This is a genomic window from Dechloromonas sp. ARDL1 (assembly GCF_051122455.1).
Taxonomy (GTDB): Bacteria; Pseudomonadota; Gammaproteobacteria; order Burkholderiales; family Rhodocyclaceae; genus Azonexus.
The window spans coordinates 1,437,581-1,454,398 of the sequence record NZ_CP168939.1 but is presented as its reverse complement, the minus strand read 5'-3'; the positions used below and the strand labels follow the sequence as shown (position 1 = coordinate 1,454,398).

Here is a 16,818-nt window from a genome sequence, read left to right as displayed (position 1 = left end):
AGCCGCACGCCCTGGCATGCGACAGGGCTGGTTAGTGGTGCGTCGTGTCGTCCAGGTGCCGGACGTCGTCCTGGATCGCCTGGTTGGCGATGTGGCGTTGGCGGATCATGTACATCAGGCCGCTGACGCAAAGCCCGAACAGGGTAACGACCCAGTAGATCGACACATCCATCTTGATCATCAGGTAATACAGTCCGGTCATGACCAGGATGGAAATGTTTTCATTGAAGTTCTGCACGGCGATCGAGTGTCCTGCACCCATCAGGATGTGTCCGCGATGCTGGAGCAGGGCATTCATCGGCACCACGAAGAATCCCGACAGGCCGCCGATGAGGATGAGCAAGGGTACGGCCAGCCAGATGCTGTCGACGAAATTCATGATCAGTACGATCAGGCCCATGGCGATACCGAGAGGAATGACACGGACCGACTTGCGCAAGGTGATGTACTTGGCGGCGATGATCGCGCCGGCCGCGACGCCGACAGCTACTACACCTTGCAGCATCGATGCCTTGGACAGCCCCAGATTGAGCGCGACCTCGGCCCATTTGATCACGATGAACTGTAGCGTGGCGCCGGCTCCCCAGAACAAGGTGGTAACCGCCAGGGAGATTTGACCGAGCTTGTCGCGCCAGAGCAGCGCAAGGCAGTGGTTGAACTCATGGATCAGGAACCAGGGGTTCTTCTTGAGCTGCTTGTGGTCGACACCCGTGTTCGGGACATAGAGATTGAACAGCGCGGCAAGTAGGTAAAGCAGCGCAATGACCGACAAGGCCATTTCGCCGACGGTGTCGACACCGGTGTCGAGGATCGGAAAGTCAAAGGAAAGCAAGTGCTGGGCGATGTCCGGACGAATCAGCATGCCGCCGATGAGGACGCCCAGGATGATGGCGCCGACGGTCAGGCCCTCGATCCAGCCGTTGGCGACGACGAGCAGGCGATGCGGCAGGTATTCGGTAAGAATCCCGTATTTGGCTGGCGAATAGCAGGCAGCCCCGAGGCCGACAATGGCATAGGCAACCAGCGGATGGGCGCCGAAAAACATCATGCTGCAACCGACGATCTTGATCGTGTTGCTAATGAACATGACGCGCCCCTTTGGCATCGAATCGGCAAAGGCGCCGACGAAGGCCGCCAGGACCACATAAGAAACCGTAAAGAATGTCTTGAGCAGCGGCTCGTATTCGGCTGGCGCCTGCATCTCGCGCAGGGCGGCGATGGCGGCGATGAGCAGGGCGTTGTCGGCCAGCGCTGAAAAAAACTGCGCTGCCATGATGATATAGAAGCCGAATGGCACGAAAGTCTTGTCTCTTATATAACTTTGGGCGAGGTTTATACCACGCTCAGGATTGGGCGCAAGGCTTGCGCGTTTTTGGGTCTTGTGCATGTCCTTGTCGCGCCGGAAAAAACACGCAGTCTGTGTCGTGGCGATGACGTACTGATGACGCGCCGGCATTTTTTCAATCATCAATATTTTCTTTAGGAAGCTATCCGGTCGCCCGGAACCTCTTTGGAATGTGATGAAATAGCGTCCGCACACTCTTCGGGAGAATCAATATGGCGGATCGGCGTTTGCAGGTTTTTCATGCCGTAGCCAAACACCTGAGTTTTACGCGGGCAGCCGACGCCTTGTTCATGACGCAACCGGCTGTCACCTTCCAGATCAAGCAACTGGAGGAGCAGTACAGCACGCGTCTCTTCGAACGTCGGCATGGCAGCATTTCGCTGACCCCGGCCGGGGAACTGGTGCTGTCGTATGCCGAGCGTATCCTGGCGTTGTCGGACGAGATGGATACACGCCTGTCCGAAATGACCGGGGAGATGCGCGGCCCGCTGCTGGTCGGTGCCAGCACGACTATCGCCGAATTCATGCTGCCGCGCGTACTGGGTGAATTCAATGCCTTGTATCCGCAGGTTCGTGCACGGCTCATCGTTGCCAATTCGGAAAGTATCGAGAACCGCGTCGCCGAGCATACGATCGATATCGGACTGATCGAAGCGCCGGCGAAAGTGACCGGACTGACCAGCCATATCTGCTGCGAGGACGAATTGCGCGTCATCTGCGCGCCGGATTACCCCCTCGCCGACATGTCATCGGTCACCCCCAAGGCGCTGACCGAGTACGAATTCATCTCGCGGGAGCCGGGGTCCGGTACGCGGGAAATTACCGATGCCTATTTCAGGGGCCATGGCATCGCTCCTGATAGCCTCAAGATGCAGATGGAACTGGGTAGCCCAGAGGCACTGAAGGGGGTGGTATCCACTGGTCTCGGCTACGCCATCGTATCGCGGGCGGTGGTTGAGAAAGAATTGCAGCTGGGCGAACTGGTGGCGATACCGCTGACACCGCCACTGACGCGCAGCCTTTACCTGGTCTTTCCGCAAGACCGCTTCCAGTCGCGCCTAAGCGCCACCTTTATCGAATTTGCCAAGAGCAAGCTGAAAGAACTGGCTTTATGAAGACTTCCCGCCCGATCAGGGCACGCATTACACCCGACGCAATCCTCAACAACTACCGACTGGCCAGGCAACAGGCACCGCACGCCCGAGCCTGGGCCGTCATCAAGGCCAATGCCTACGGCCACGGGCAATGGCGAGCTGTCGAAGCACTGCGCGGCGAGGCCGACGGCTTCGCCTTGCTTGAGTGCGAAAATGCCGTAGCGCTGCGCGAAGCCGGCATAACGCAGCCTATCCTCATGCTCGAGGGGATTTTCAGTGCGCGCGATGTGCGTTCGGTGGTCGAGCACCGCTTGACTTGCGTTATCCATTGCCTCGACCAACTTGAGTTGTTGGTCCGCAACGGACAGTTTTCGGCGCCCGTAGCGGTTTACCTGAAGCTGAACACCGGCATGAATCGTCTCGGTTTCACTGCAGCCACGCTGCCGCGAGCACTTGAAATCTTGCGCGAGCTGCCGGTCGACATCACGCTGATGACCCATTTCGCAGAAGCCGACGGCGAGCGTGGCGTTGCCTGGCAATTGGCCCGTTTTCGCGATATGGCCGGCGATTGGAAGGGCAAGGTCAGTCTTGGCAACTCGGCCGCTATCCTGGCGCACCCGGAGACGCATGGCGATTGGGTACGTCCCGGCATCATGCTCTACGGCGCCAGCCCCTTTGCCGACCGGAGTGCCGAGGCGTTTGGCCTGCAGCCCGCGATGGCGCTGGAAAGCGCCATCATCGGCGTGCAAGAGCTGGCCACCGGCGAGCGGGTCGGCTATGGCGGCACCTTTACAGCCGAGCGTCCGATGCGCATCGGGATCGTTGCCTGCGGTTACGCCGACGGCTACCCGCGCCATGCGCCGAGCGGTACGCCCATCGCCGTGATGGGAAGGCGGACAACGACCGTCGGGCGGGTATCGATGGACATGCTGGCCTGTGACCTGAGTGATATTCCGGAGGCGGGGATCGGTGCCCCGGTTACGCTGTGGGGGAATGGGATCGCCGGAGAGGTTCCGGCAGACGAAGTCGCTGCGGCGGCGGGAACCATTGCCTACGAACTGTTCTGCGCACTTGCCGCAAGGGTTCCGGTGGTATTGGCCGATTCGACGGCAAGTGAAAGGCGCTGAATGGCAAAGCTGAAAGCGATTTACACCTGCACCGAATGTGGCGCAGCCATTCCCAAGTGGCAGGGACAGTGTCCGGGGTGCAACGAATGGAATACGCTGGTCGAGACGGTGGCCGAGAAAGCGCCGAGCAACAGCCGCTTCGAGTCCCTGGCCCCGGCTGCCAGGCTGCAGAACCTGTCCGATATCGAGGCGCGGGAGGCGGAGCGTATTCCGACCGGCATCGGTGAGTTCGACCGGGCGCTGGGCGGTGGCCTGGTGGCTGGCGGCGTCGTGCTCATCGGTGGTGACCCAGGTATCGGCAAGAGTACCTTGCTTCTGCAGGCGCTGGCGCATCTTTCAGGGGAGCAAAAGGTGCTCTATGTCAGCGGCGAGGAGTCTGGAGAGCAGGTCGCGCTGAGAGCCCGCCGGCTGGGGCTCGATACCCGGCGCCTGCCTTTGATGGCAGAGATTAATCTGGAACGCATCCTGGCTGCCTTGCAGGCCGAAAAGCCGGTGGTGGCGGTGATCGACTCGATCCAGACACTGTGGTCGGAGCAACTGTCGAGCGCGCCGGGGTCGGTAGCCCAAGTGCGTGAGTGTGCTGCCCAATTGACGCGTCTGGCTAAGCAGGTCGGCATCACGGTCATTCTGGTCGGGCACGTGACGAAGGAGGGGGCGCTGGCCGGTCCGCGCGTGCTTGAGCACATCGTCGACACCGTGCTCTATTTCGAGGGCGACACCCATTCCAGTTTTCGCCTGGTACGCGCCTTCAAGAACCGCTTCGGGGCGGTGAACGAGTTAGGCGTCTTCGCCATGACAGAGAGCGGTTTGAAGGGCGTCAGCAATCCATCGGCGTTGTTCCTCTCGCAACACGCGCAGGATGTGCCGGGTTCCTGTGTGATGGTCACCCAGGAAGGCACGCGGCCGCTGTTGGTCGAGATCCAGGCCCTGGTCGACACCGCGCACGGCAATCCGCGTCGCCTGACCGTCGGGCTGGAGGCGCAGCGTCTTGCCATGTTACTGGCCGTCCTGCATCGTCATGCCGGTATCGTCTGTTTTGATCAGGACGTATTCGTCAATGCTGTGGGCGGCGTCAAGATCACCGAGCCGGCGGCCGACCTCGCCGTACTGCTGTCGATTGCGTCGTCGCTCAAGAACAAGCCTCTGCCCTCGAAACTCATCGTTTTCGGCGAGGTCGGCTTGGCCGGTGAAATCCGTCCAGCCCCCCGGGGCCAGGAGCGTCTCAAGGAAGCGGCAAAGCTCGGCTTCACTCGGGCCTTGATACCGGAGGCCAATCGCCCGAAACAGGCGATCGCCGGCATGGAGGTCATCGCTGTCCGGCGCGTCGAAGAGGCGGTGGCGCGAATACGCGAGATGGAATAAGCTTTCGGGATAATACTTTCGGCTTGTATGTTCAACCTGTCTCGCTATTTCTCGACGGTCAGTTTCATACTCATCGTGCTGGCTGCCGGTGTGCTGGGGCCGTTGTACCAGAAGCTTTCCATGCAGCAGATGAAGGATCTGGCACAGGGACGGAACGTTGCCATGGCGCAGGTTTTTCAGAACTCGCTGCATGAGCCGCTACTCACCTTGCTGGCCGAATCGACAGGGCGCGACGCGAGCGCGCTCGCCCAATCAGACAGCCCCGTTCACATTCGGGACAGTGCGCTGATCCTGATGCAAGGAACCTCGGTTATCAAGGTGAAAGTGTACAACCGGGTCGGAAACGTCATTTTTTCGACCAATTCCCGGCAGATTGGTGAAAACGGGCTGGCGACTCCGGGATTCAAGGCGGCGATCAATGGTTTGGTCCTGAGTGAACTGACGCATCAAAGCAAGCTCGACAGCTTTGAGGGAACACTGGCCGAAATTGACGTGCTGGCCAGTTACATTCCGATTCGTGGCAAGGATGGTTCGGTTGAGGGCGTGTTCGAGCTGTATCAGAACGTCACCCCTTTTGTCGAGGAACTGGAGCGCAATCTCTGGTGGGTGACGGCGGGCATCGTCTTGACCTTCGCGATCCTGTATCTGATGCAGTTTCTGGTGGTTCGTCGGGCACAGGGCATTCTGGAGGATCAGGAGGGGCGGATAAAGGCTGCACGCGATACCCTGGAGCTGCAGGTGGCTGCGCGCACAGAGGAGTTGAAGCGGACCAACGTACAGCTGGAGGGTGAGATTTCCGAGCGACGCCAGGCACAGAGCAAGCTGAATTATCTGGCCTATCACGACCCCCTGACGGGGCTGGCCAACCGCCGTTGCTTCATTGAGCGCCTCGAGGAGAGCTTGCGCGAAACAGCCCAGCGTGGCGAGCGGCTGGCGGTTCTGTTCATCGACCTTGACCAGTTCAAACAGGTTAACGATTCGCTGGGGCACGGGGTTGGCGACGAATTGCTGGTGGCTGTGGCCTCTCGCCTTGGCGAGCATGTCCGCCTGATCGATATGCTCGCCCGACTCGGCGGGGACGAGTTCATCTGCCTGATGGAGGCGGTGCGCGACGAGCGGGAGGTCAAGGTACTGGCTCAGGAGATCATCGATGCATTCGAGCAGCCATTCAAGCTGGGCGATCATGAGCTCTTCCTCACGGCATCGGTCGGCATCAGCCTTTTTCCGGGGGATGGCGACAGCGTGCTGGCGTTGATGCGCAATGCCGATACGGCCATGTATCGCGCCAAGTTCAGCGGGCGCGGAAACTATCATTTCTATACGCCGGACATGACCTTGCTGGCGCAGGAACGTATCCAGATGGAGAACCTGTTGCGGCGTGCGCTCGAACACGGCGAATTCAAGGTGCACTTGCAGCCGCAGGTAAATACCCGGAGCGGCGAACTGGTCGGTGCCGAGGCGCTGGTACGTTGGGAAAGCCCAGAACTGGGTTTGGTCATGCCCAGTCGTTTCATCCCGATTGCCGAGGATTCTGGGCTGATCGTCGGGCTGGGCAACTGGGTGCTGCGAGAGACGTGCCGGCAGTTCATGAACTGGCAAGAAAGCGGTTTTGAACTACCCCAAGTGTCGGTCAACCTGTCCGTCAAACAACTTGAGCGCCCCGAATTTATTGATGTTCTGGACAGGGTGCTGGCCGATACAGGCATGAATCCGCGTCATCTCAAGCTGGAACTGACCGAGTCGGTCGTCATGGCGGTTGGCGACTCTTTCGGCCTTCTGGAAAAGCTGCGCAGTCTTGGCATCAGTCTGGCGCTTGACGATTTCGGCACCGGTTATTCATCGCTCAGCTACCTGAAAATGCTGCCGATTCAGCAGCTCAAGATCGACCGCTCGTTCGTCGAAGGTATCGGTAGCAACGGCGGCGACGAGGCGATCATTCGAACGATCATGGAACTGGCGCGGAGCCTGGACTTCGAAGTGGTTGCCGAAGGCGTCGAAACCGAGGAGCAGGCGGCCTTCCTCGCCGAACTGGGCTGTCAGCAATTGCAAGGCTATCTGCATGGCCGGGCGGTGGCACCGGCCGAATTCCGTACGCGCTGGTCGAAGGCGAGATGATCGCCGCTTTTTCCTGGCGGCTGCTCGGCCGGGAATTGCGATCCGGCGAGTTGCGCTTGCTCTTTGCCGCGCTTGTCGTAGCGGTGGCCGCAGTGACGGCTGTCGGCTTCTTCGGCGACCGCGTGCGCCAAGGCTTGCAGCGCGAAGCGCAACAGATGATGGGAGGGGATTTGGTTGTTACATCCGATCACCCATTGCCGGAACGGTATCGCGACGAGGCTCGCCGCCATCGATTGCAGCTTGCTGAAACCCTTGTTTTTCCGAGCATGGTGATGGCAGGTGGGCAGGCCCAGTTGGCCGATATCAAGGCGGTTACCAGCAGCTATCCGCTGCGCGGTAGTCTGGGGCGCATTCTTCACGGCGAGGAGAGCAGCCGCGAAACGCGACAGGGCCCGGAGGCGGGTACGGTATGGCTCGACGAACGCTTGGCATCGGCTTTGGATGTCCGTGCCGGCGATCTACTCAGGTTAGGCAGTGCGACGCTGCCTGTCGCGGCTATCCTGACGCGGGAGCCGGATCGTGGTGTCAATTTTTTCAGCCTTGCGCCCCGCCTGATGATGCATCTGGATGATATCGGCACCACCGGGCTGGTCCAGTTCGGGGCGCGAATCCGCTACACGCTCATGCTGGCAGGTGACGAGCGCGATGTCGCGGCGTACCGGGAATGGCTGGATGGCCAGCTGGCGCGCGGCGAGCGCGTCGAGGATGCGGGCAATGCCCGCCCGGAGATACGCAGCATTCTCGATCGTTCGGAGCGCTTTCTCGGGCTCGCCACTTTGCTGACGGTGATCTTGTCTGCCGTGGCGGTAGCCTTGGCCGCGCGTCGCTACATGCAGCGGCATCTGGATGCCTGTGCGGTGATGCGCTGCCTGGGCATGATGCAGGCACGCCTGCTTGGTTTGCATGCCACGCTGTTTCTGTGGCTGTCGCTGCTCGCCGGTTTACTGGGCAGCGCGCTGGGCTTTGCCGCACATTTCATGCTGATGAAATGGCTGCACGATGTACTGGCGCTCGATTTGCCTGCTGCGGGGTGGTTGCCCCTGGTGGCCGGTTTTGGTGTTTCCGGCGTGTTGCTGTTCGGTTTTGCCCTGCCGCCATTGTTGCAACTGGCGCGCGTGCCGACCTTGCGCGTCTTGCGGCGCGAACTTGGAGCGCCGCGGGCATCGCTGCTGGGCGGTTATCTGTTCGGCCTCTTCCTGCTGGCGGCGCTGATCGTCTGGGTTGCCGGCAACCTTCGTCTCGGTCTCGTGGCCGTGGCCGGGTTTTCCGGGGCGCTGGTGGTTTTCTGGGCGATTGCCCGACTGTTCATCGCCATGGTCTCGCGCGGGCGGGGTGGCGCGGGCTTCGGCTGGCGACAGGGACTGGCCAGCCTGGGCCGACATGCCTCGTCCGCCGCGATCCAGGTCGTGGCCTTGTCGATTGGCTTGATGGCCATGCTCTTGCTCACCGTCATCCGGGGTGATCTGCTGGCGGCCTGGCAAGGATCGATGCCGGCCGATGCGCCGAATCGCTTCATCATCAATATCCAGCCAGAGCAGCGGGAGGCGCTGGCGAGCGAACTGCGGAGGTTCGGCATCGGGTCCGAACTGCTGCCCATGGTGCGTGCGCGACTCGTACGCATCGCTGGGCAAACGGTCAGTTCAGCCAGCTACCCGGACGATGAGCGCGCCCAGCGCTTGATCGAACGCGAGTTCAATCTTTCGTGGCGAGCCGACCTGCCGGACGGTAACCGGATCGTTGTCGGTGAATGGTTCCGGCCCGACGAGAACGGTCAGGGGCTGGCTTCGGTGGAGGAGGGGCTGGCCAAGACGCTCGGCATCCGGATGGGTGACGAACTGGTTTTTGTCGTCGCCGGCGTGGAAAAGACTTTGCGGGTCAGCAGCCTGCGCAAGCTTTCCTGGGATTCGATGCGCGTCAATTTCTTCGTTCTGGCGCCGCCGGGTGTCATTGAGGATGCGCCGGCCAGTTATATCACCAGCTTTCATTTGCCGCCGGAGCGCACGGCAGCCGCGGCGGATCTGGTCAAGCGCTTTCCCAATCTGACATTGATTGATGTCGATGCCGCGCTTCGCCAGCTGCAATCGGTGATCGGGCAAGTGGCGCGCGCCATCCAGTTTGTTTTTGTATTCGCCCTGTTGGCGGGCGGTATCGTGCTTTACGCAGCCATGCTCACAGCGTTTGACGAACGGCGCTACGAACTGGCCGTGATGCGTGCGCTGGGGGCGCAACGCCAACAGCTTGTCCAGGCGATGCGTGTCGAACTGGCCATCATCGGCGCGCTGGCCGGATTGTTTGCAGCAGTTGGGGCGATGGTGCTGGGGGCCGTTGTTGGCCGGCAGGCTTTCCAGCTCGACTTGGCGCCGAATTTATGGCTTCCGTGGATTTCAGCGGCGGGAGGGGCCGTTCTGACCATGGTGATCGGCTGGCAGGGATTTCGCAGGTTGTTGCGCACCCCGCCGCTCATGGCGCTGCGCCATGGTGCCTGAAAATCTCGTCAGACCCGTATCTCGCAGATGTTCAAATCGTTCTGCCTGGTGTAACGCATATCCTGGCTGAGGCCGCGAATCAGTGCGATGCCGAGGCCCCCAATCATGGTTTCCGAGGCCGTTTGCTCCGGTGAAAGAGTCATATCATAGGCAGGGGCGGCATCGGTGTAGCGCAGCACGATTCCCGAAGCTTGTCGGGCTATCCGGCAGCTCACCGATGTCTCGTCATTGCCGCCATGGCCGTGATTGATGGTGTTGGTGAATAGTTCCTCGACGATCAACTGCACGCGAAGTCCGATATCTTCGGCAATGCCGAGTTGTCGCGTCCCTTCGGCGAGCGCCCGCATGAGCCTGGGCAGCTCGGAGATGCGCGCGCAAACTGAAATATCCGTAGAATTGGCAGCCATTGAATTAACCGGAGGTAGGGCATGATTAGATCACATTGGGCAGTTGCCGGTGTGGTGGCTGTATCGATCCTTGCTTCTTCACCGTTGCGTGCGGAACAAGCCGGAATGGTCAAGGTCAGTAAGGGAGTTGTCAGCATCGAACGCGAGGGCAGGAAACTGGCTGCCACGGTGGGGACGCCCGTGCAGGTGGCGGACCGCGTCCGGACCGGCGAGGATGGTTCGGTCGGCATCACCTTGCGCGACAACACGCTGCTGTCCGCCGGCCCCAATTCGCTCATCGTCATCGACCGCTTTGCCTACGACAGCGTCACGCAAGACGGCAAGGTTTCGGTCGGTATCCGCAAGGGGACGCTGGCTGTCGCTTCCGGGCGGATCGCGAAGCGCACGCCGGAATCGGTCGATTTCCATACGCCGACTTCCATACTTGGGGTCCGGGGCACCGAGTTCGTAATCGAAGTGGCGGGGAATGGCGATGAATAAGGTACTCCTGCTCGGTATCGTTGCTGCCTTTCTGGGCGCTTGCGCCAGCGAGCGCGTCGTTCTGTTGCCATCCGGCGATGGGGCGCCCGGCGCGGTGGTCATTCGCGACAAGACTGGCGAGATTCGTCTCGATCAGCCCTACGCTGCAGCCAGGCGGACGCTAGACAGCCATCGGGTATATCAATCCTCACCGCAGGAAGTGGCGGAGCGCTATGGCCAGGCTCTGGCCGTTCAGCCACCACGCCCGAGCGCTTATGTTCTCTATTTCGAAACCGGGGGCGACTTGCTGACCGCTGAATCCCAGGGCGCGCTGAAAGTCATTCGCAAGGAAATTGCCGAACGGCCGGCCTCGGAAGTCCTGGTGATCGGGCATACCGACCGCGTTGGCAGCATGGATGGAAACGACAGGCTGTCGCTCAAGCGCGCCGAGCTGATCCGGGGCGTATTGATTGAGAGCGGCGTGGATGCGGGCAAGCTGGAAGCAATTGGTCGCGGGGAACGCGACCCCTTGGTGCCGACAGCCGATGAGGTGGATGAGCCGCGCAATCGACGCGTCGAGATCAACGTCCGTTAGTCTGAGCTACCGTTTGCGCCGTGCCAGCGCAAAAGCAGCAAAGTCAGGTCATCCACAGGCGGGTGGCCTGCCTCGAAATGCCGGACTGCGTCACGCAAGGCTGACGTGCAGTCTTGCACGGCCAGCGAGCGGAACGTCGCAATTGTGGCCCGCAGGCGATTGCTGCCGAACATTTCATTTCCGCTCATGGCCTCCGTGACGCCATCCGTGAACAGGCAGAGCAGATCGCCGGCCTGCAGCTGCATTCCGGCCGATTCGAAAGGGTAACTGCCGGCGGCACAGAGCGGGGGGCCGGCTATGGTACGGGTGTCGATGGCGTGCACTTCGCCGTTGCGAACGATCAACGGGGCATCGTGGCCGGCGCAGACATATTCGAGGTGTCCGGTATCGACGTCGAGAACGCCGATGAAGGCCGTCACGAAGAGGTATTCCGGGTTTTCGCGGTTGAGTTCGGCCTCGATGTCGCGGAAAGCCGATCCGAGCTTGTTGTGGCGACGGGTCAACGTTCCGGTCAGTGTTTTCGAGATAGCCATGAACAGGCTGGCTGGAACGCCCTTGCCGGACACATCGCCGACCGCAACGCAGAGCCGACGATCGTCGAGCATGAAGCAGTCGTAGTAATCGCCGCCGACGGCGCGCGCCGGTTCGAGCAGGGCGGCAACGGAGAAGCGCCGTTCATCCGGGAAAAGCGTGGCGGTATCCGGTAGTAGGCCCATCTGGATGCGTCTGGCAGCATCGAGTTCGCCGTTCATGCGCGCTGCTTCTTCCCGGCTATTTTGTAATTGCGCTTCGGCGGTGCGTCGCAGGCTATCCGCGGTGATCAGCGTGTTGCCAAGTAGCGATATGAATGGCGGGCAGAGCAGGAATAACAGCGAAGCGCCGTCGAACAGGTAGCGCGCGGTAAAAAAGGACAGATAGCCACCGGTCAGTATGGCGATAGATGCCAGCGCGAAGCTCAGAACGGCGTAGCGCGCCCTCAGGCGCGGTACGAAGGCGATGAGTGCCAGGCCGATGCACAGTAGCGTGGCCATCTCGGCCCATTGGATCCAGTACGGGCGTTGCAGGGCCTGGCTGGCGAGCAGGCTTTCGATCACTTGAGCGTGGATATCGACGCCGGGAAGGCTTTCGCCCAGCGGGGTGACGATGCGATCCTGCAGGCCGGTGCTGTTGAATCCGATGATCACGAAGCGCGAGCGGAAAAGTTCGGGGTCGTACGCTCCCGCCAGTACGTCGGCTGCCGACAGATAGTAATGGGCGCTGGAGCGTCCGAAATGGAGGAGCAGTTCGCCGCTGCGCAGCACTGGCAAGCGGTAATCTCCGATGCGGATCGCCTGCATGCCCTGCGGTCCATTTTCGGTTCGCACGCTGCCAACCTCTCCGAGGGCGACGCGGACCATTTCGAGCGGCAAGGAGAGGAAGGGTTGTTCATCAATGAAGGCCAGCGCTGGTACCCGCCGCAACACGCCGCGCTGGGTATCGGTTTGCTCCAGCTCAGGCGTGGCGTTGATCAAGCCTTCGCCGGCGGCCGCCGCCTCGATGATGGGGCGGCTGACAAGGGCGCTGACGAAGTGGGGCAGGAAAGCGTCGCGCCGCTTGTCGTGATCGAAAACAGGCAGGGGTTTGGCCGGTTGCCGCCCTCCCGGCAATGCCTGGCTCAGACCGGCAATAGCGAGGACCGTGGGGGTTCCTTCGATGGCGTGCGCCAGTTTCCGGTCGGGGTCCGGCAGTGCGGCCAGGGTGTCTGCGGCCATGCCCGGGATGTGCTTGGCCAGCACTTCCGGGCTGTAGCGGTCGCGCTCGGCGAAAACGACGTCGATGCCCAGTGCCAGCGGTTGTCCTGCCTGTATCTTGTTGACCAGGCCGGCGATCAGATCGCGCGACCAGGGCCACTGCCCCAGTTGGACGAGGCTCTGGCTGTCGATGCCGACAATGACCACGGGTTCGCTGTCGCGCTGCCGGGGCAGTAGTCGCTGGTAGTGATCGAATTGGGCCTCGCGGATGCCGAGCAGCGGCTGCATGTCGGGTTGCGTCAGCAAGCCGACGGCAAGGAGCAGCAGCAACAAGGGAAAGGCCCGGCCGCGTCCGGCACGGATCACGGCAAGGAGCATTTCCGGCAGCCGGTTCACAGCGCGACGCTGAGTCCGTCGTAGGCGGAAATGATTTCGAGCGGCTGGCGGCTGCCCCGGGTGATCTGCTCGAGGCGGCGGGTTTCAGCGACCAGCCGGGAGAGCTGCTTGTCGTCGTGCATCGGCTCGTGGTGGAAGAGCGCCAGGCGCTTGACCGCAGCGGCCTGGCAGAGCTCAACACCGACCACGTTGCTGGAGTGTCCCCAGTCGGCCTTGACCGAAACAGCTTCGGCGAGGGAGTACATGGCGTCGAAGATGACGAGGTCGGCCTTGGCGAAAAAGCGCACGAATTCGTCGTATTCGGCGGGGTTATCGAGCTTGTGTTCGGAGTCGGTCGAATACACGACGGTGCGATCAAGGCTTTCAAAGCGATAACCGTACGAGTCGCCGGCATGGTGCTGCAACTTCGGGGTGACGTTGATGCCGGCGACGTAGTGCGGTTTGTCCGGGGTCATCAGGTCGAATTCGATGCGCGCACCGGCCTGGGCGTAATCAACGGGGAAGTTGGGTTCCTGCATCTGCTGGCGAATCGCCGCTTCCAGATGCGGGTGGCAACCGTGGACCACGATCCGGTTTCCGGCGTAGTACATCGGCGCGAAGTACGGGAAACCCATCAGGTGATCCCAGTGCAGATGGGAGATGAAGATGTGGTAAGTCTGCGGGTTCGGTACACCGTACCTGGCGATCTTGGCTTGACCGAGCGCCCGGGCACCGCTGCCCATGTCGCAGATGAAGTGTGCGGGGCCGTCGCCGATGATTTCGACGCAGGATGAATTGCCGCCGAATGTTCCATTGATCGTGAAAGGCAGCTGGTCGACGAATTCGTCGAGTACCGCGCGGGTCTTGAAACTTTTGCCATTGGCGGCCATCAGTGCACCGACGATCTTGTCGCGAACGTCGCGGTGGGTCAGGGATACCGGCAGGGAGCCGCGCGTCCCCCAGAAAACGACCTGGTTCATGTGCCGATGACCTTACAGGCGGCATCGACCGATGCGTAGCAGGGAACGATCAGATTGAAGCGGCTGATCGCAAAGACCTCCTGAACCAGCGGCTGCAAGGCTGCAATCGCGAAGATGCCCTGCTGCGCCTTGGCGCGGCGCGAAGCCATCATCAATACACGTAATCCGGCGCTACTGATGTAGTCCACGGTCGTAAAAATCGAGAAGTAGCGCTGCCTGGCCTTTTGCGCAGCGAGCCATCAGGGGCTCCAGTGCCAGAGTGAACTCTTCGCTGGCAGTGTGGTCTATGCGGCCGCTGACGGAAACAATCAGGACGCCAGCCTGTTCGCGTGTGGGGAGATTCATGATCGCGCAAGGGTTCGGATACTGCGGAGCGGCGAGTATGCCATGCCCGTCGGCCCTCTCGGGTAAAATAGTGTATGAATTCGAATCAGCTTAGTTCCTCCTCGATATCGCGTCCGCTTTTCGGTTATCGCAAATTTTGGGCGCACCGCTTCGGGCCGGCGCCATTCCTGCCCATGTCGCGTGGCGAGATGGAGTCGTTGGGCTGGGACTCCTGCGACATCATCCTGGTTACTGGCGACGCCTACATCGATCATCCGAGCTTCGGCATGGCGCTGATCGGGCGCCTGCTCGAAGCGCAAGGTTTCCGCGTCGGCATCATCAGCCAGCCGGAGTGGAATTCGGCAGACGCCTTCCGAAAACTGGGCAAGCCCAACCTGTTCTATGGCGTCACCGCCGGCAACATGGATTCCATGGTCAATCGCTACACCTCCGACCGCAAGATCCGCTCCGACGACGCCTACACGCCGAACGCCGAGCCGAACAAGCGTCCAGACCGCGCCGTCACCGTGTACGCTCAACGCTGCCGCGAGGCCTTTCCCGGCACGCCGGTGATCATCGGCTCCATCGAGGCCAGCCTGCGCCGCATCGCGCATTACGACTACTGGTCGGACAAGGTGCGCCGCTCCGTGCTGCCCGACTCCAAGGCCGACCTGCTGGTGTTCGGCAATGCCGAGCGTGCCATTGTCGAAATTGCCCATCGCCTGGCCAAGGGAGAGAAAATTTCGGAGATTCGTGACCTGCGTGGCACCGCCTTCATGGTACCGCCCGGCTGGGTGCCCGGCGAGGACTGGGCGGTCATGGATTCGAGCGAAGTCGACACGCCGGGACCGCTGGTGCAACACAAGGACCCGTACGCGATGGAAGAGAGTCCGGCGAAATCGGACTGCGCCAGCGCGTCGACCGCCGGGAAGCCGACGGAGCAGACCATCCGCCTGATGCCGCGCGCCGAACGTCTGGCCGCGCGCCGCGATCTGCGCGCTCACACCGTTGTCCGCCTGCCGTCCTACGAACAGGTGCAGGATGATCCGGTGCTCTACGCCCATGCCTCGCGCACCTTCCATCTGGAGTCCAATCCGGGCAATGCGCGCGCGCTGGTGCAGGCGCATGGCGAGCGCGATGTCTGGCTGAATCCGCCGCCGTTCCCGCTGTCGACCGAAGAACTCGATGGCGTCTACGAGTCGCCCTATGCCCGCCGGCCGCATCCAAGCTACGGCGATGCCAAGATTCCGGCCTGGGAAATGATCCGCTTCTCGGTCAATATCATGCGCGGCTGCTTTGGCGGCTGTACCTTCTGCTCGATCACCGAACACGAGGGGCGCATCATGCAGAGCCGCTCGGAAGATTCGGTGATCCGCGAAATCGAGGAAATGCGTGACAAAACCCCAGGCTTTACCGGCGTGGTATCCGACCTCGGCGGCCCGACCGCCAACATGTATCACCTGAAATGCAAGGACGAGAAGATCGAATCGGCCTGCCGCCGCCTGTCCTGCGTCTATCCGGACATCTGCGAGAACATGCACACGGACCACGCGCCGCTGATCTCGCTGTATCGGCGGGCGCGCGCCGTGAAGGGCGTCAAGCGCATCACCATCGGCTCCGGGCTGCGCTATGACCTGGCGGTGCGTTCGCCGGAATACATCAAGGAACTGGTCCAGCATCACGTCGGCGGCTACCTGAAGATCGCGCCGGAGCACACCGAAGAGGGCGTGCTCTCCAAGATGATGAAGCCGGGCATCGGCACCTACGACCGCTTCAAGCAGCTTTTCGACCGCTTCTCGCGCGAAGCGGGCAAGGAGCAGTACCTGATCCCGTATTTCATTGCCGCGCACCCCGGCACGCAGGACGAGGACATGCTCAATCTGGCGCTCTGGCTGAAGAAGAACAACTTCCGTCTCGATCAGGTTCAGACCTTCCTGCCGACGCCGATGGCGCTTGCGACGACCATGTACCACACCGAAAAGAACCCGCTGAAAAAGCTGCAACGTGACGGCGGCGAGATTGTCGGCTCGGTACGCAACGGCGCCCAGCGCAAGCTGCACAAGGCGTTCCTGCGCTACCACGATCCGGAAAACTGGCCGCTCCTGCGCGAAGCGCTGAAAAAAATGGGCCGCATCGATCTGATCGGCAATGGCAAGAAGCAATTGGTGCCCGCCTGGCAACCCGCGGGTACGGGTCTCAAGGCTGCCGCCATGGTCGCCCGCGATGCGCGCGCTGCCGCGAAAACGCCGTCCAGCGGTGCATCGACCGGCAAGCATGTCGCGAACACGGGGCGTCCGGGTGAGCGCCGCCCGTCAGGCCCGCAACGATCGGGCAGCCGTCCGGCGGCAGCCGACCGGCGTTCCCCGGGCAGCTTCGGCAAACCGTCTGGCCAGCAGAATAAAAAACGCAAGCCCTGATT

The 16,818-nt window shown here is 61.6% G+C and carries 14 protein-coding genes; 8 read left to right on the top strand and 6 right to left on the bottom strand.

Going from position 1 to position 16,818, the window contains the following annotated elements:
• Positions 1-31: 31 nt before the first annotated feature.
• Positions 32-1,297: a lysophospholipid transporter LplT gene (gene lplT / locus AB6Q56_RS07135; protein WP_434517140.1), complete on the bottom strand. Its 1,266-nt coding sequence runs from the start codon at positions 1,295-1,297 to the stop codon at positions 32-34.
• A 260-nt stretch (positions 1,298-1,557) separates the two neighbouring features.
• Here lplT and AB6Q56_RS07130 point away from each other — a divergent pair, with 260 nt between their 5' ends.
• The 5 genes from AB6Q56_RS07130 to AB6Q56_RS07110 are packed head-to-tail and all read left to right on the top strand — an operon-like array spanning position 1,558 to position 9,529.
• Entirely contained in the window at positions 1,558-2,460 is a 903-nt protein-coding gene (locus AB6Q56_RS07130; protein ID WP_434516382.1) for a LysR family transcriptional regulator, read from the top strand.
• Positions 2,457-3,566, top strand: a complete 1,110-nt coding sequence (gene alr, locus AB6Q56_RS07125) for an alanine racemase (protein ID WP_434516381.1) — start codon at positions 2,457-2,459, stop codon at positions 3,564-3,566. Before AB6Q56_RS07130 ends, alr begins: the two co-directional genes overlap by 4 nt.
• Positions 3,567-4,928 (top strand): DNA repair protein RadA, encoded by a 1,362-nt coding sequence (radA, locus tag AB6Q56_RS07120; RefSeq protein WP_434516380.1) that lies wholly within the window; start codon positions 3,567-3,569, stop codon positions 4,926-4,928.
• Positions 4,929-4,955: 27 nt separating this feature from the next.
• Entirely contained in the window at positions 4,956-7,043 is a 2,088-nt protein-coding gene (locus AB6Q56_RS07115) for a putative bifunctional diguanylate cyclase/phosphodiesterase (protein ID WP_434516379.1), read from the top strand.
• Complete coding sequence (locus AB6Q56_RS07110) at positions 7,040-9,529, top strand: ABC transporter permease (protein ID WP_434516378.1); 2,490 nt, start codon at positions 7,040-7,042, stop codon at positions 9,527-9,529. Before AB6Q56_RS07115 ends, AB6Q56_RS07110 begins: the two co-directional genes overlap by 4 nt.
• Before the next feature lie 8 nt (positions 9,530-9,537).
• Here AB6Q56_RS07110 and AB6Q56_RS07105 read toward each other — a convergent pair whose 3' ends face one another.
• Complete coding sequence (locus tag AB6Q56_RS07105) at positions 9,538-9,936, bottom strand: ATP-binding protein (protein ID WP_434516377.1); 399 nt, start codon at positions 9,934-9,936, stop codon at positions 9,538-9,540.
• A 21-nt stretch (positions 9,937-9,957) separates the two neighbouring features.
• Here AB6Q56_RS07105 and AB6Q56_RS07100 point away from each other — a divergent pair, with 21 nt between their 5' ends.
• Together AB6Q56_RS07100 and AB6Q56_RS07095 are read left to right on the top strand one after the other, a co-directional pair.
• The gene (locus tag AB6Q56_RS07100) at positions 9,958-10,416 is read left to right on the top strand and encodes a FecR family protein (RefSeq protein WP_434516376.1); all 459 of its coding nucleotides are present in this window, start codon (positions 9,958-9,960) and stop codon (positions 10,414-10,416) included.
• Entirely contained in the window at positions 10,409-10,990 is a 582-nt protein-coding gene (locus AB6Q56_RS07095; protein WP_434516375.1) for an OmpA family protein, read from the top strand. Before AB6Q56_RS07100 ends, AB6Q56_RS07095 begins: the two co-directional genes overlap by 8 nt.
• Here AB6Q56_RS07095 and AB6Q56_RS07090 read toward each other — a convergent pair.
• The 4 genes from AB6Q56_RS07090 to AB6Q56_RS07075 are packed head-to-tail and all read right to left on the bottom strand — an operon-like array spanning position 10,987 to position 14,420.
• Positions 10,987-13,116, bottom strand: a complete 2,130-nt coding sequence (locus tag AB6Q56_RS07090; RefSeq protein WP_434516374.1) for a CHASE2 domain-containing protein — start codon at positions 13,114-13,116, stop codon at positions 10,987-10,989. The genes AB6Q56_RS07095 and AB6Q56_RS07090 overlap by 4 nt on opposite strands.
• On the bottom strand, positions 13,113-14,075 hold the full coding sequence (locus AB6Q56_RS07085; RefSeq protein ID WP_434516373.1) for an MBL fold metallo-hydrolase: 963 nt from the start codon (positions 14,073-14,075) through the stop codon (positions 13,113-13,115). The genes AB6Q56_RS07090 and AB6Q56_RS07085 overlap by 4 nt, the downstream gene beginning before the upstream one ends.
• Positions 14,072-14,263, bottom strand: a complete 192-nt coding sequence (locus AB6Q56_RS07080; RefSeq protein ID WP_434516372.1) for an STAS domain-containing protein — start codon at positions 14,261-14,263, stop codon at positions 14,072-14,074. The genes AB6Q56_RS07085 and AB6Q56_RS07080 overlap by 4 nt, the downstream gene beginning before the upstream one ends.
• Positions 14,247-14,420 carry a hypothetical protein gene (locus AB6Q56_RS07075; protein WP_434516371.1) on the bottom strand — a complete coding sequence of 58 codons (174 nt, stop codon included), beginning with the start codon at positions 14,418-14,420 and terminating at the stop codon, positions 14,247-14,249. Before AB6Q56_RS07075 ends, AB6Q56_RS07080 begins: the two co-directional genes overlap by 17 nt.
• Positions 14,421-14,593: 173 nt before the next feature.
• Between AB6Q56_RS07075 and AB6Q56_RS07070 the strand changes: the two genes are divergently transcribed.
• Positions 14,594-16,816: a YgiQ family radical SAM protein gene (locus AB6Q56_RS07070; RefSeq protein ID WP_434516370.1), complete on the top strand. Its 2,223-nt coding sequence runs from the start codon at positions 14,594-14,596 to the stop codon at positions 16,814-16,816.
• The last annotated feature ends 2 nt before the right edge of the window (positions 16,817-16,818 follow it).

What these genes read in the sequence shown, in the direction of transcription:
- AB6Q56_RS07130 (WP_434516382.1), top strand. Translation starts at nt 1,558, where the DNA reads ATGGCGGATCGGCGTTTGCAGGTTTTTCATGCCGTAGCCAAACACCTG.
- alr (WP_434516381.1), top strand. Translation starts at nt 2,457, where the DNA reads ATGAAGACTTCCCGCCCGATCAGGGCACGCATTACACCCGACGCAATC.
- radA (WP_434516380.1), top strand. Translation starts at nt 3,567, where the DNA reads ATGGCAAAGCTGAAAGCGATTTACACCTGCACCGAATGTGGCGCAGCC.
- AB6Q56_RS07115 (WP_434516379.1), top strand. Translation starts at nt 4,956, where the DNA reads ATGTTCAACCTGTCTCGCTATTTCTCGACGGTCAGTTTCATACTCATC.
- AB6Q56_RS07110 (WP_434516378.1), top strand. Translation starts at nt 7,040, where the DNA reads ATGATCGCCGCTTTTTCCTGGCGGCTGCTCGGCCGGGAATTGCGATCC.
- AB6Q56_RS07105 (WP_434516377.1), bottom strand. Translation starts at nt 9,936, where the DNA reads ATGGCTGCCAATTCTACGGATATTTCAGTTTGCGCGCGCATCTCCGAG.
- AB6Q56_RS07100 (WP_434516376.1), top strand. Translation starts at nt 9,958, where the DNA reads ATGATTAGATCACATTGGGCAGTTGCCGGTGTGGTGGCTGTATCGATC.
- AB6Q56_RS07095 (WP_434516375.1), top strand. Translation starts at nt 10,409, where the DNA reads ATGAATAAGGTACTCCTGCTCGGTATCGTTGCTGCCTTTCTGGGCGCT.
- AB6Q56_RS07085 (WP_434516373.1), bottom strand. Translation starts at nt 14,075, where the DNA reads ATGAACCAGGTCGTTTTCTGGGGGACGCGCGGCTCCCTGCCGGTATCC.
- AB6Q56_RS07075 (WP_434516371.1), bottom strand. Translation starts at nt 14,420, where the DNA reads ATGAATCTCCCCACACGCGAACAGGCTGGCGTCCTGATTGTTTCCGTC.
- AB6Q56_RS07070 (WP_434516370.1), top strand. Translation starts at nt 14,594, where the DNA reads ATGTCGCGTGGCGAGATGGAGTCGTTGGGCTGGGACTCCTGCGACATC.